A 14,464-nucleotide genomic window follows, 5' to 3' on the forward strand; every position below is an offset into this window, starting at 1 on the left:
CCAGCTGAATCGATGCGGCAGGACGAAGTTGGACGTATCTGCATGCTTTTTAGAAGTAGAAGTACAGTCACCATCCCATTTTCATTGGTTAATATGGCGCATTGTTGCGGAGATACCCGATGCGTTACTCGCAGGACCACAAAGCCCAAACCCATCAACGCATTATCAAGGAAGCCTCGGCGCGATTTCGCCGTGACGGTATTGGCGCGACCGGCTTGCAACCTCTGATGAAAGCATTGGGCTTGACCCACGGCGGTTTCTACTCGCATTTCAAGTCCAAGGACGAACTGGTGGAAAAAGCCCTGCAGGCTGCCGCCGATCAGTGCGACGCTACCTGTGCCGAGCTTTTCGCTCAGGATCGCCCTCTGGAAACGTTCATCGATACCTATCTGTCCGAATGGCACCAGACTTCACCTGATGAGGGTTGCCCTCTTCCGACGATGTCCTCGGAGCTGGGTTTGCGCGGACAACCCAGCCCGACCTCAGACGTGGTGCTCAATTCAAGGCTTGAACAAGTGCAAGGCACGCTTGAAGGCGAAGATGCCGCCGACCGCAGCATCTTCATCATGTCCGCACTGGTCGGGGCGTTGTTGCTGTCGCGCAGTGTCGAGAACCCGGAGCTGGCGCAGCGGATTCTCGACGTGACACGCGAGTTTCTCAAACAACCCCTGGTCTAATCCTGCCAGCGCTTGAACAATACGCTGGCATTGACCCCACCGAACCCGAAACCATTGGACAGCGCGTACTCGATGGCCATCGGCCGCGCCTGACCGTGGACGATGTCCACACCTTGCGCCGCCGGATCCGGGTTTTCGAAATTGAGCGTCGGTGGCACGATCTGATCGCGGATCGCCAACAGCGTGAAGATTGCCTCAATCCCGCCCGCCGCGCCCAGCAAATGCCCGGTGGCGGATTTGGTCGACGTCACCGCAATCTTGTTGTCGGAACCGAATAATGACTTGATGGCGGCCAATTCACCAAGGTCCCCGACCGGCGTCGAGGTGGCGTGAGCGTTGAGATGCTGCACCTGTGCGGCAGAAATGCCCGCCTGGGCCAAGGCCAGCGACATTGCCCGACGCGCACCGCTGCCATCTTCGGGGCCGGCAGTCAGGTGATAGGCGTCGGCGCTGGTGCCGTATCCGACCAGTTCGGCCAAGGGTTGAGCGCCGCGGGCAAGGGCATGTTCCAGTGATTCGATCACCAGAAGACCCGCGCCCTCGCCCATCACAAAGCCATCCCGGCCACTGTCGAACGGCCGTGAGGCGCGCTCCGGGGTGTCGTTGTATCCGCTGGACAAGGCACGCGCCGCCGCGAACCCGGCGAGACTGACTCGATCGATCGCCGCCTCCGCGCCACCGCACACAGCAATATCAGCCTCGCCACAACGAATCAGCCGCGCCGCGTCACCAATCGCCTGAACCCCGGCCGCGCACGCCGTCACCGGCGCACCCAGCGGCCCTTTGAAACCATGCTGGATCGACACATGACCGGTCGCGAGGTTGACCAGAAAGGAAGGAATGGTGAACGGCGACAAACGCCGCGGACCGCGGGTATCCGTGGTGCGGACCGCATCGGCAATCGCGCCGAAACCACCAACGCCCGAGCCGATAATCGTCGCGGTGCGCTCCTGAGCGTTAGCGTCTTGCGCTTGCCAGCCGGCCTGCTCCAGCGCCTGGCGCGCGGCCTCCATGGCAAACATGATGAAGCGGTCCATCTTCTTCTGCTCTTTGGGCGGCGTCGCCCGATCCGGGTCGAAACCCGCCTCGGGATCTTCCGCCACGCTGAGCACTGCGCCACCGACCTTGGCCGGCAGATCGGCGACCACGTCGTCAGGCAGGTTACGCAGCCCGGAGCGCCCGGCCAACAGACGCTCCCAAACCACCTCAACACCGCTACCCAGCGGGGACACCAGGCCCATGCCCGTTACAACCACTCGACGATCACTCATACCGCAATTACCTCAAGCCGATTGAAGGCGCCTCACTTGTAGCGAGTGGCGGCCGTACTTTTGGAAAGATTCGGCGCCATAACCAGGCGGGCTTTTACAAAGTCGTCCCACTCGGAGGCGTTCGGCAGCGATGGAATGGTGATCAGCTCACCCTGGTCCAGACCGGACAGTGCAGCGTCCACCATCTCGCCTGCTTCCATGACCATGTCCGCGGGAATCTGGGAAGCGTCGATACCGGAGCGCTCCCAGATTTCGGTGCGTGTTACGCCTGGCAACACGGCCTGGACCTTCACCCCGGTACCGTCCAGCTCCGCGTTCAACGACTGGGTCAGGCTTAACACATAAGCCTTGCTTGCGCTGTAAGTCGCGTTGAATCGCTCAGGAAACAAGGCCACCACCGAGGCGATGTTGATGATCGACCCCCGGCCCGCCTTGGCAAAACTGGCGGCCGCTGCCGATGCCAGCCGTGTGACAGTGGTGACGTTCAGTTGAATCAGCTTTTCCATCTGGTCCATGTCGGAATTCGCCAACAGACCTTCTGCTGCGACACCGGCGTTGTTGAGCAGCAAGCCGATACTCGAATCACTGCGCAGACGCTGTTCAATCTTCAGAACGTCATCTTTTTGTGTGAGGTCTGCCTTGAGTACTTCGACCTGGACACCATGTTCGGCGCGCAACTTGCTCGCTGCTGCCTGCAAGCGTTCCTCGTCGCGAGCGACCAGCAACAAATCAAAACCACGGGCCGCCAACCGCTCGGCATAAATGGCGCCGATACCGGAAGAAGCACCGGTGACGAGGGCTGTTCCTTGGGTCTGGACAGAGTTCATGAGTGTGCTCCTGGGAGGATGCGCTAGGAAGATGAGCGCCTGAGCGCTTCAGCGGATACGGAAATTATTATAGGCATAATTTAAAGGCGATATGATAGTCGTAATTTTTCATATTTCGATGAAAGGCACGACACCACCCTTAACGCCAAAATGCAAAAAGGCCGGTCAATGACCGGCCTCTTGGCGTTGATCTAAAAGCTTAGTTCACTTCCAGCTTCTCGCGGTTCTTATCCAGGATCGCCTTGCCTATCCCCTTCACTTCCAGCAACTCGTCTACGGACGAAAATGGCCCATTAGTGTCACGATAGGCAACAATCGCCTTGGCCTTGGCTTCCCCTATACCGGACAGCTCACGCTGCAGGGTGGGTGCATCAGCGCCATTGAGATCGACTTTACCAGGCTGCGCCTTTGACGCGACTTCCAGCACCAAGGGTGCGTTGCCAGCCTCAGGCTTCGCCGCAGGCGCGGCGATTGCAGCGATAGAGGCGCTGGTGAGCAGGGCAAAAACCAGAGAGTAGAAATAGCCAGTACGCATAGATGAAGCTCCATAACATCGTTTGAGAAAGCAGCTTTTCCGAAGCTGCTCTTCAAACTTAGGCGATGTCGTGGAGCTGTCAAAAGTGTGTCTGTTGCAGAATGTGAAACAATCAGGGTTCGAGGCGTCTTTGCTGGTAGATCCAGTCGACGATTTCGCCATCGGGGCTGTAACCGCTGACGGTTTCGCGCAGGAGTTGGCGGACGCGCGAGTAGTCGTCCTGATCTACGGCGACCAGCAACTCAGTCAAGCGTCCCTTCAAAACGTCCCAAACGAGGTGATCTTCCTTTGCGCTCATGATCATCGGATGCTGGGTAGCCGACACGTTGTCACCGATCAGCAACTCCTCATAGAGCTTTTCTCCTGGACGCAGCCCAGTGAACTCGATGGAAATGTCGCCGTGTGGATTCTTGTCTGAACGAATGCTCAAACCGGACAAGTGAATCATTTTCTCCGCAAGCTCTACGATTTTTACCGGCTCGCCCATGTCCAAGACAAACACATCGCCGCCCTGTCCCATGGAACCCGCCTGGATAACTAATTGCGCCGCTTCGGGAATAGTCATGAAATAGCGGGTGATCTTCGGATGGGTGACCGTTAGTGGGCCGCCCGATTTGATCTGGTTGTGGAAAAGCGGGATTACAGAACCCGAAGAACCCAATACATTGCCGAAACGAACCATCGTGAAACGAGTTTTGTTAACACGCGAGACGTTCGCCTTGTCGCCGAACAATACCGGTGCAATCTCGCGGCTGAGCGCTTGAAGTGTCAACTCGGCGAGACGCTTGGTACTACCCATCACATTGGTTGGACGGACCGCCTTGTCGGTAGAGATCAGGACGAAATTAGCTACGCCCGTCTGTAACGCCGCTTGAGCCGTGTTAAGCGTACCGATTACGTTGTTCAGCACGCCCTCAGCAATATTATGCTCGACCATAGGCACATGCTTGTAAGCGGCTGCATGGTAGACCGTGTCGACACGCCAGGTTTTCATCACATCCAGGAGTTTGTCCTTGTGACGGATTGACCCAAGAATCGGCAACAGCTGAACAGCTGCCGATTCCCGACAGCTACGTTGCTCAAGTTCGGAGAGAATGCTGTAGAGATTGAACTCGCTGTGCTCGAACAAAATCAGCGTAGTGGGTTCCAGAGCAAAAATCTGCCGACACAGCTCAGACCCGATTGAGCCGCCAGCGCCCGTGACCATTACCGTTTTGCCCCGGATACAGCGTTCCAGCAACTCAGGTTGCGCAGGCACTGAGTCGCGCCCAAGCAAGTCGGCTATGTCAACTTCCCGAATATCCTCGACCTTGACGCGGCCGCTGGCCAAATCAGTAAAGTTGGGTACGCTACGCACGTGTAGCGGAAACCCTTCCAGCACGTTAAGAATTTCCCGGCGACGAGCACGGGTCGAGGACGGCAGCGCGAGAAGGATTTCCTGTGCGCCGGTGACATCGATCATCTGCTGGATATGCTTGGGTTTGTAGACGTGCAGGCCGGAGATAGAACGATCGGCAATGCTGGAGTCGTCATCGATGAACGCAACTGGTCGCATGACACGGCCCATGCGCAATGCTGCAACCAATTGGTTACCCGCCACACCGGCCCCGTAGATGGCGACCTTGGTCAAACCATCATCACGGTTGGTGAAAGGCACGTGCTGGGCCGCTGTAAACCAGTCGCCCATGAAATATTGGCGCATGCACAGGCGCAGGCCGCCTATGATCACCAGACTCAACCACCAGTAGTTGAAAATGACGGACCGCGGAACGACCGCCTCGTGATTGCTATACCAGTAGACCACCAAAGCCAGGATGAGCGAGGAGAGGCTGACAGCTTTGATAATGGCAACGAGCGCATCATTACCAAAATAACGCATGACGGCACGGTACATGCCGAATCGTATGAACAAGGGAATCGCGATAAGTGGAGCACAGACGAATAGCCATATGTGAATTTTGAAAGGATTGATCATCTCATCAATCCCCAAGCGCACGATGAATGCCATCCACAGTGCTATCCAAACGAGAATCACGTCCGTGAACACCTGGATCAACCGCTTTTGTCGACGCGGAAGCCCCAGCAAAAACATCCTCAGCCTATCCATATAGCCTTGCCCCAAAGTACCCTACTCCCTTGCCTGAACTCATTGGGGTTCATTGTACGTAGGTAGTCATCGTCGTAACAGAAAAAATCTGCTTTTGCGGGTGCCGCTGACAGCATTTCTGAGCCGCTACTAACAATTCCTGGGCGTCACAGGCTTGCACTGCATCAATCTTAGGGCAGGTGACGTTGGGACAGGTTCCCGTGCCAATCCATTGGACGACAGAGTGAATCTGTTCGCGGCTTTTACAACATACGAGTTCGCGATGCTGGAAAAAAAATGGAAGCGCTGCATGTTTTCTAGGAAACTACGCCGCTCAACCTTGTATGGATCGAACGAAACATGAGTGAGCCCAAAGACTATTTCGTGCACTCCCACGCCCTGTGCGAATCTTCCAACATAGGCAAAGGCTCTCGAATCTGGGCTTTTACACACGTGTTGCCGCAGGCGAAAATTGGTCAGGATTGCAACGTATGCGATCACGTTTTCATCGAGAACGATGTCGTTATTGGCGACCGGGTAACGATCAAATGTGGCGTTCAAATCTGGGACGGAATTTCTATCGCGGATGACGTATTCATCGGCCCTAACGCGACCTTCACCAACGATAGATTTCCTAGAAGCAAGGTCTATCCTGACAGTTTCGATAGAACCGTCATCGGCAAAGGTGCGTCTTTAGGCGCCAACTGCACTATCCTTCCCGGCATCACCATCGGTGAAAATGCAATGATCGGTGCTGGCGCCGTGGTCACTCGCTCTGTACCTGCCAACGTTACCGTTGTAGGCAATCCGGCAAGAATTCTGAAATCCCACAAATGACATAAGTTTGGACGGCGATGCGCAGAAAATCGCGCATCGCCGCCCAGTGCTTATTTCAGTGGAGGGACAGATGCTGCAACCTGGTCCTTCGCCCGCGTCTGCAACAATACCGCCACAGCGATAAAGCCCAGCGCCAGGATCAAACCGACTTGATAAACGGTCATGGACATCCATGGCCCGTGTCGGCCGAAGTAAAACTGCCACTGGTAGCTTTGATAACTCAATCCGGCTGTCGCTGCCATTCCCACGTAGCCCTTGATCCACAAAGACGGTGCGAACACTACGGCCGAAATTACCAGGCACCACACTCGTGTCAACCAGGCAAAGTCTGAAACGGCAAAAATAAGGACCGCGATTGGCAGCACACCAATCCACTGCCGGGTTTCAGACCCATAGGCCAGCAACGGCAGGAAGGCAAAGCAGATAACGATCAATGCCTTGGGGATCGAGTGTCGCCCCCCAAACGCCCAAGCCAGGCAAGCAAATATGGCAAGTAATGTAACCGGCCCGAAGCTGATGAAGTGGGCAATGATCGGTTTAAATGGAGCAGCAAGAGACTGATAAAACAGATAATCGAGTAGCGGCGGCCCATTGAAACCACCGCTCCAATCAATACAAGTCTTGATCAAAACTGCGGACACAAAAAAAGACAAGCCTGCCGCAAGAAGGCCACTGAAGCTTATCGAACGCCAAGTAACGGGATCCAGCAACAACCTGACACCCAGCCAGATAATCAACAAAAGCGAAACCAGCATCGCGGTGACCGACAACAATATCATGTCGAGGCTGGCGGTTTTGCCGATCACGCTGGCGGCATGCGCAACCACGGCGGATAGAGGCACTTTATAAATCATGAACAGCATCACAGCAGAGGCTGGCAAGGCAACCAATGCAAATAACCAAAGTGACAGCTTAGACCTGACAAGCCTGCTTTTTTCTGCCGTCAAAGAATGTTCATGAGGGAACGTGGCCAGTATCAAGGGAATCAGAAACAGGCCAGGCATCAACCAAGTAAAATAGGCACAAAATGCATACACAGCCCAACGATATGAACGAACCCAGCACCACAAGCAGATGCAGACCATGGCTAACGCGACGTTATCGCTGAGGATCGGATAAAACATCGGCATGCACAAAAATACCCAACTGCAGGTCAATATCGCTACGGATATTGTGGCAACCGATTTTTTAACGTTGAGCCTTAACATGGTGTCGTGAAGCAACGCAGCGCCTACCGACAGCATGATCACGTTAAGGAAAAGCTGAATCCAGATCAGGCCGGCCTTGGACACGCCCAAAGCGGATGCCAATATCAGAGGCAGGAATCCCGACATACGAACAGACCGGTAAGGGTCATCCAGAATAGGATTTCCTTGGCCCAAGGTTTGGATATATTGAACATAAAGCCCACCATCCCACCCTGCACCATCGCCGACTGGCACAAAGCCAACTACTAGATGGACCAGCAGAAGCAAAACCGCAACTGCCAATCCGTTAATTATAGAAACCCTGTTCAAGTTATCGCTCCAGGCAATTCAAATTTTTCGAGTAAAAATCTTTCTCGAAAGTAAAAAGTTAACAGGAACCATCAATACGATAGCTACAAGCAACGCTAATCGCTCGTCCACACCAAGCTGGACAACCAGACTCCAAAGCACGCTACTCGTCAACAGATACTGGACGACATATACAAGCGGAAACAACAAAAGCGATCGTAAACCACGATGACTTCTGAAAACCACCATCCTGTTCAAGTAATACGCTAAAACCACGCCCAGACAATAAGAAATCGTATAACTAATCTGATAAGAGAAAAAACCCAACAGCAACAGATATAGCAAATACGTGACTAGCGTATTAAAACCACCGGATAGCAGAAACCGCCCGAATACACCTGAGCCAACTATCAACTTATGCACCACCGCCTTCCATACGAAACTTTATGTGCGCCAAAAACTCTTCATAGCTTGTCACATAATCTTCGTTATCGTAATGATCAGAAGCCAGTACTAACAGTACCGCATCTGAAGAATACTTATATTGACAGCCCCAGGTCATGGGCGGGATATGAATCCCCATATTGGCTTTATCCAATATGAATTCTTCCTTGTTTACCCCATCATCGGCAGTAACATGGATGGTGCCTTTCGCGGCGATGAGAAATTGATGGCATCGAAAGTGAGCATGATCACCGCGCACGCCATCCTCAGGAACACCGTAAACAAGAAAATAGCGCGAAACCATGAAGGGCACGGTACGACCAAATTCACCCACCGACAAACTACCCCGCGCATCATTGACCTCGGGCAACTTATGCCGCGTAACACCCGCTACTGTAGTCTGCTGTACATCCAAGTCACTCATGTCCTTCTCCAAATTTATCAACTCGCATGGGGATCGCAAGCGGCCTGTTTTTTGTATTTTCGTAAGTACGCCATGCATATGACCCAACAACCCCCAAGCCCATCAGGTTCAAGCTACCAAGCAATGTAATCATCAGCATGGTTACGGCATAACCTGGTACGGTAATATCACCTTCAAGTTTTGCCAGAACAACAAACATCCCGAACAACAATGCCAAAATTGACCCTGCTGCGCCGACGCGTATCAACAGACGTATTGGCAAATCAGTGAATGCGAATACGCTGTCCATCATGTAATTTATTTTCTTGCGCAACGTCCATGCAGACACGCCATGCTCTCGTTTTTGGCGCGTGTACTTTACCGTAGTCCGTCGAAATCCAAGCCAGAAAATTTGCGCAATCAGCGAGCTGTGCCGCTCCTCGAGCGTCAGCAACGTGTCGCGAAAAGGCTTGTTGCAGGCGAACATATCAACGCCCCCAAGCGGTATTTCAGGCACCACGTAACGACGATATAGTCCCCAGAACGTTTTTGATGCCATCCGACTGAGTAGCGGATCGTCTCGTCCTTCGCGAACGCCCACAACGACGTCAACGTCCTGCGTCATCAGAACGGAATTCATCTCAAACACCAGTTCGGGTGGTTCTTGCAGATCCGCTGCCATCACCGCAAATCGTTGGCCCGAGCCGAACTGGAACCCTGTGCGGATCGCCATGAACGATCCGAAATTTCTAGACAGTAGAATCAACTGGGAGCGAAAAGCTCTCTTGGGCAGATCGTGCCTTAAAAGCTCATAACAGTTATCTGGACTGCCATCCACGACAAAAACAACCTCCAGGTCATTTTTCAAACGGTCGTTCAATTGATCAACTGCCGAGAGTAACTGCGGAATTGAACCTTCATTGCGATAAACGGGGATAACCAAGGTCAGCAAAACAGACGCCCCTAAAAATGACAGAAAGCCCTGAAAAGGGGCGAAGATATAAGACCTACACTAACACTTTTTTTCGTGCCTTTGAGGCACCAATGGGCAGTGCAATTGCCTTGTAAATCGACCGTCTCACGCCCAAGCGATAAGGTTCGACTGCAATCAGGCGGCACTGTCGATGGTGCTGAGGATCAGCGAACCTCTAAATCCCCGGCGCGAAATTTTAATGCCAGCAATACCAAAGGTACATACGCGATCAGCAGTCCTATCAGTCCTTCCAGCTTGCCTTCGACGACCAGCCAGGCAATTGGAAACAGCCAGGCAATGTTGAGCGCAACTGTCGCCAACGTTACCGGCAGGTGCCCTTTATACTGGCGCGAAGCAAATTGGTAGGCATGGCTGCGATGAGCTTCGTAAACTTTGTCACCTCTCACCAGCCGACGGATCAGCGTAACAGTGGCGTCGACAATGAAAACACCCAGAAGGATCAACCAGCCCCAGAACAGATTCGTCGATACCCATGCCGACTGAAGTGCAAGTATGCCTAGGGTAACTCCAAGAAAACCGCTACCTGCATCGCCCATAAAAATCTTCGCAGGCGGAAAATTCCAGCAAAGAAAACCTAGCACGGAGCATGCGAGCAGTAACGGCGCCGCTGTGGAGATGCCGTCCTGCAGCCAGTACAAGGCAGCGGCACCCACGCAAACCGTAACGGCCTCAACACTGGCGATTCCATCGATGCCGTCCATGAAGTTATAAAGATTCAGCATCCAGACAAGAAACATGGCTGCCACGACGTAGCCGAATAATCCTAAATCAATCGTTGCTCCGAAAATAGAAATGGGCGCGAGTCCACCAATCCAGAACAAAGCCCAAAACGCAGCCAAAAAATGTCCCAGGAGACGCCATCTGGCGGCGATATGCCCATGATCATCCAGGAAGCCAAGGATCGCTACCGCTGCACCAGCCCCAAGCAACGCCAACGAATCGCTGAATGAAATCATCTCCAGGACATTCATGACCACGACAGATGCAATGAAGCTCAACACAATCGCAACACCGCCGCCTCGTGGGGTCGGTATCGTGTGGGAACTACGGGCGTTAGGAATATCGATCAAGCTGCGGGACAACGCGTACCAACGAAATACCCACGTCAGGCCAAAAGAAGAAATTGCAATGGCCAGCAAAAATAACCACAACATGAAGACTACTCCCTACTCGGACTGCGCCGATTTTAAACTACGTACTTCACTGGACATTTTGTAGTCATGAGCCGCTTTAACAAGCTCCTGACAAGACGAAAATGGCGGCGTCCAATCCAGGCTGGCTCGTGCTTTAGTCGAGTTCAATACAAATGAACCGCATAACTGCGTCATAAGCGCGCTCTTACCCAGAATCTTACTTAGCGTGAACATTACCGAAACTGGAAAATAAAACAGCCGTGGTTTACGTCCCATCCCTGAAGCCAGCCCGCGAATTATCTCAGGAAGCGACAGATCGTCTCCATCCGAAACCAGGAACAACTGCCCACGAGCATTTGGATGAACAGCACACGTCTTCAAAAAATCAGTAAGATTATTCAGCGAAATCATACTTCTCTTATTGTTCACCCCCGAAAAGGGCAATGGCACCCCAAGCTCGACGAGCTTTAACAGTCGCTGAAAGTTGCCAGGTGCGTTACCTGCATACACCAAGGGTGGACGCACTATGACCAACTCCATCGAGCTTTCAATGGTTGTGTAACGCTCGCTGAGTCCGAGTTCCGCTTGATATTTGGATATTGCGTAATCCTTTACCGGATTGACTTCTGAAAACTCGTCCACGGGAGTTGATCCGGTTTCGACGCCATTCACACCGATAGAACTGATAAAAACAAATCGCTTGACCCCGGCCTTCGCCGCGCATGACGCCAGTTCGAGCGTGAGCCTCTTGTTCACATCGAGCATGGCTTCCAGGTTATTGGACGCTTGACCAAACTGATGTGCACGACCAGCCAAATGAATGACGACATCAATCCCCTCCAGCATTTTAAGGAGAAAGGTTTCGTCATCCAACGCCCCATAACAGCACTCGTATTCGCCGACACCCGAAGACGCCTGCCGCATTACTGCGCGTACAGAAAACCCACTGGCTTGGAGATCCAGACATAAAGCTCGGCCTATAAATCCGCTGGCCCCAGTTACCAGTATCTTCATTTTGAGTTCACCAAATTGATAATCTCTTCGACCCAGCCTACCAGACTATATTTACGGTAAACCTGAGGTTCAACTTGCTTGTAAGGCTTGTCAAAAAACGCTAGTGGAATACTCGGCGCAGCGCGATCAATAACGTAAATATTTTCTTCACTATAAAAATCATACAACTTTACGCTGGAATTAGTTGTCACCAATTTCTTGCATGCGCCCAACGTTTCCAAAGTCCGCATAGTGAGACCAGTCTGATGAGGATGCTCAATATCGAGTATGACTTTAGACAAATTGAATACGCGCTGAACTTCGGACTTTGAAATCGAGTCAAACTGAAAATCGCTGCGCTTGGCATTACGGAACGAAGCGTTCGTCAACCGATACAACCAGTAAACCCAATTAGCTTGTAAAAAGAGATACCAATATTTTTTTACAGACGCCCCCAACTGACGATCGATTTTCTTAACTATAGAAAATCGATCAGTATGCGCCGTCCCAATAAAGCTTATATCAAATTCGGCAACTACTTGCTCAGTCGCCTCAAACCCCTTCGAAAAGAAAAGAGGTCGAAAATGCACGCCGAATTCCTGAGCATCATTTTTATCGAAAGAAAACACACTATCAAAATACTCGAGATTCTCTAACGTTTGCTGCCGATTTGAAAACGAATCCCACATATAAAGAATAAACTTCGCAGAGGGAAACTGTTGACGCCAACCGCTGAGAGTCTCTTTCGAAAGGGTTTGGCCGTTCACGACAAACACGTAGTCAAACTCAGCGTTAATTGATTCGAGTTTTTTTTTGTAATAACGATCCGCCGCGCCGATCACCCATTCACGTCGCGCACGCGTGAGCGCTTTGAGAAACGCAGAATTAAACGGGCGATCTAAAAGAAAAGTAACCTCCGCTCCCTGTCGCTCCAGTTCTCCTTTGATTTCATTCTCGTAACCAAAAAAAATCGGAGCAACGTATAACACTTTCTTGTTTTCAAGCAGATCATTCACGACTACATCGTCCGTTCTTTAACAATTTTTGCAGGCATACCGGCCACAATGACATTGGCAGGAACACTCATCAGCAACACGGAATTCGCGCCGACTGTCACGTTATCACCCAAAACCAGTCCTCCCAGTATTTTTGCTCCCGCGCCAACAACAACGTTATCACCGACGACGGGCCTGTGATCGCTATCATAGGAAAAATCCAGGTCTTTGGCGCCGAGCGTTACGCCTTGATAGATGATTGCATTGCTGCCAACGCTCACCGCGCCGATGACTGTTCCCTGTGTATGGGGGAAAAACAACCCTGGACCAATCTTGCAGACAACTGCGATCTCAATACCGAATATCATGAAATTCAGCAATGAAAAAAAGCGAGCCAGAACTCTAAAACCTTTAATATTGAATTGATAGGCGAGTCGATAAAGCAGCACGGGCGCAAATCGTGGCGAAAACATACTCAAGACGAGTTTCAATCTTGATGCGATGGGAGGCGCATTAAACAAAGCTCTCTGTCGCTCCAGATCCGCTCGCAGTAAAGCTCTCAATCCGGCGTCGTGCTGCTCCATAGATATAATCCTTAATTCATCAATTTTCGGGCGCGCAGCTCTTGGTTTGCTTTTTCGAGCTGATCTTCTGGTAGCGGCTGCGCAAGAACCCACTCCGCAAATCGCTTCAGGCCTTCCTTCAACGACACTTTCGGGTAAATACCCAGCAAATTATTGAGCCGGGTAACGTCTGCGTAGTTATGACGAATGTCACCCACCCGGAACTGACCAGTGACAGTGACATTAGGCTCCTTGCCGAATGCCCGCGTCAGTTCTTCTGCGACCTCCTTGACAGAAGTCGCAATTCCGCTGCCCACGTTAACCACAGTATTTGGCGATTTTTCTACAAGCAAGCCAGCCAGCAACGCATCGGTGACATCATCAACGTGAACAAAATCCCGACTTTCCAGCCCATCCTCGAAGAGTGGGAGGACGCTATCACGGCGTATCTTCGTGGAAAAAATGGACAATATACCGGTGTAGGGGTTGTTCAGCGACTGACGCTCACCATACACATTCTGCAAACGGAAAATCGTGTAATCAATGCCCATTGACTGACAGCCAATACGAACAAGATCCTCTTGCGCGTATTTAGTAGCCGCATAAAATGAGGACGGTGCAATCAGGTCCGTCTCCGATGTAGGCACTAATTGCAGCGGGGCGCCCGTCGAAGGGCACAATGGCTCCCACATCGACTGGCTCAAAGCCTCTGCCGAACGCGCTAGAGGTGAAACTCGCTGGTTGGTTACGGGATTGATATAGGCACCCTCGCCGTAAACCGATCGGCTAGAGGAAAGCACAATCCGCGCGACGTGATGGTTCGGCAGTTTACCCAACACATCAAACATCAACGCAGTGCCTTGCGAATTCACCTCATTATAACGGGCGATCTCATACATCGATTGGCCAGTGCCTGTCTCGGCGGCCAGGTGGACGATACCGTCGATACCGTCCAGCGCCTTTACCCAGTCTTCTCTGGACGTGACACTTCCTCGGATAAATTCAACACCCTCCCCACTGAGCCAATCGAGATCAGCGGGGACTTGGCCATGCACCTGAACAGTCAACGGATCAAGTATCCTGACACTGTGGTTGGTGCTAAGCAACTTTGGAACAAGGTGTGAACCTATGAATCCTGCGCCGCCAGTGATGAGAATTTTTTTCATGATGGTACCTTTAGAAATCGACAGTGAAACAGTTTCCTACGCTC

15 protein-coding genes are annotated in these 14,464 nt (G+C 52.1%); 2 read left to right on the plus strand and 13 right to left on the minus strand.

Going from position 1 to position 14,464, the window contains the following annotated elements; translation table 11 throughout:
* Positions 1 to 119: 119 nt before the first annotated feature.
* Entirely contained in the window at positions 120 to 677 is a 558-nt protein-coding gene (locus ACA068_RS20695; RefSeq protein ID WP_497304403.1) for a TetR/AcrR family transcriptional regulator, read from the plus strand.
* Here the strand turns inward: ACA068_RS20695 and fabF are convergent.
* The 4 genes from fabF to ACA068_RS20715 form a co-directional block, all read right to left on the minus strand.
* Complete coding sequence (gene fabF / locus ACA068_RS20700) at positions 674 to 1,948, minus strand: beta-ketoacyl-ACP synthase II (protein WP_497304405.1); 1,275 nt, start codon at positions 1,946 to 1,948, stop codon at positions 674 to 676. The genes ACA068_RS20695 and fabF overlap by 4 nt on opposite strands.
* A 32-nt stretch (positions 1,949 to 1,980) precedes the next feature.
* A complete protein-coding gene (locus ACA068_RS20705; protein WP_497304406.1) occupies positions 1,981 to 2,775 on the minus strand; it encodes an SDR family NAD(P)-dependent oxidoreductase in 795 nt (264 codons plus the stop codon).
* Between the two features lie 199 nt (positions 2,776 to 2,974).
* Entirely contained in the window at positions 2,975 to 3,310 is a 336-nt protein-coding gene (locus ACA068_RS20710) for a ComEA family DNA-binding protein (protein WP_497304408.1), read from the minus strand.
* A 112-nt stretch (positions 3,311 to 3,422) separates the two neighbouring features.
* Entirely contained in the window at positions 3,423 to 5,417 is a 1,995-nt protein-coding gene (locus tag ACA068_RS20715) for a polysaccharide biosynthesis protein (protein WP_497310638.1), read from the minus strand.
* Positions 5,418 to 5,756: 339 nt separating this feature from the next.
* Between ACA068_RS20715 and ACA068_RS20720 the strand changes: the two genes are divergently transcribed.
* Entirely contained in the window at positions 5,757 to 6,233 is a 477-nt protein-coding gene (locus ACA068_RS20720; RefSeq protein ID WP_497304410.1) for an acyltransferase, read from the plus strand.
* Positions 6,234 to 6,283: 50 nt separating this feature from the next.
* On the opposite strand, the gene ACA068_RS20725 is transcribed toward ACA068_RS20720, so the two are convergent.
* From ACA068_RS20725 to ACA068_RS20765, 9 genes are all read right to left on the minus strand, one after another.
* Positions 6,284 to 7,750 carry a hypothetical protein gene (locus ACA068_RS20725; protein WP_497304411.1) on the minus strand — a complete coding sequence of 489 codons (1,467 nt, stop codon included), beginning with the start codon at positions 7,748 to 7,750 and terminating at the stop codon, positions 6,284 to 6,286.
* Between the two features lie 18 nt (positions 7,751 to 7,768).
* Positions 7,769 to 8,155: a GtrA family protein gene (locus tag ACA068_RS20730; RefSeq protein ID WP_497304412.1), complete on the minus strand. Its 387-nt coding sequence runs from the start codon at positions 8,153 to 8,155 to the stop codon at positions 7,769 to 7,771.
* Positions 8,145 to 8,597, minus strand: a complete 453-nt coding sequence (locus ACA068_RS20735) for a sugar 3,4-ketoisomerase (RefSeq protein ID WP_497304414.1) — start codon at positions 8,595 to 8,597, stop codon at positions 8,145 to 8,147. The genes ACA068_RS20730 and ACA068_RS20735 overlap by 11 nt, the downstream gene beginning before the upstream one ends.
* A complete protein-coding gene (locus tag ACA068_RS20740) occupies positions 8,590 to 9,528 on the minus strand; it encodes a glycosyltransferase family 2 protein (protein WP_497304416.1) in 939 nt (312 codons plus the stop codon). The genes ACA068_RS20735 and ACA068_RS20740 overlap by 8 nt, the downstream gene beginning before the upstream one ends.
* Before the next feature lie 185 nt (positions 9,529 to 9,713).
* The gene (locus ACA068_RS20745; RefSeq protein ID WP_497304417.1) at positions 9,714 to 10,724 is read right to left on the minus strand and encodes an MraY family glycosyltransferase; all 1,011 of its coding nucleotides are present in this window, start codon (positions 10,722 to 10,724) and stop codon (positions 9,714 to 9,716) included.
* A gap of 12 nt (positions 10,725 to 10,736) precedes the next feature.
* Positions 10,737 to 11,717, minus strand: a complete 981-nt coding sequence (locus ACA068_RS20750) for an NAD-dependent epimerase/dehydratase family protein (protein ID WP_497304419.1) — start codon at positions 11,715 to 11,717, stop codon at positions 10,737 to 10,739.
* A complete protein-coding gene (locus ACA068_RS20755) occupies positions 11,714 to 12,712 on the minus strand; it encodes a WaaS/CpsH family glycosyltransferase (RefSeq protein WP_497304421.1) in 999 nt (332 codons plus the stop codon). Before ACA068_RS20755 ends, ACA068_RS20750 begins: the two co-directional genes overlap by 4 nt.
* A gap of 2 nt (positions 12,713 to 12,714) precedes the next feature.
* On the minus strand, positions 12,715 to 13,275 hold the full coding sequence (locus tag ACA068_RS20760) for a serine O-acetyltransferase (protein WP_497304423.1): 561 nt from the start codon (positions 13,273 to 13,275) through the stop codon (positions 12,715 to 12,717).
* Between the two features lie 11 nt (positions 13,276 to 13,286).
* A complete protein-coding gene (locus ACA068_RS20765; protein ID WP_497304425.1) occupies positions 13,287 to 14,420 on the minus strand; it encodes an NAD-dependent epimerase/dehydratase family protein in 1,134 nt (377 codons plus the stop codon).
* Between the last annotated feature and the right edge of the window lie 44 nt (positions 14,421 to 14,464).

This window comes from Pseudomonas sp. LBUM1660, assembly GCF_059695935.1.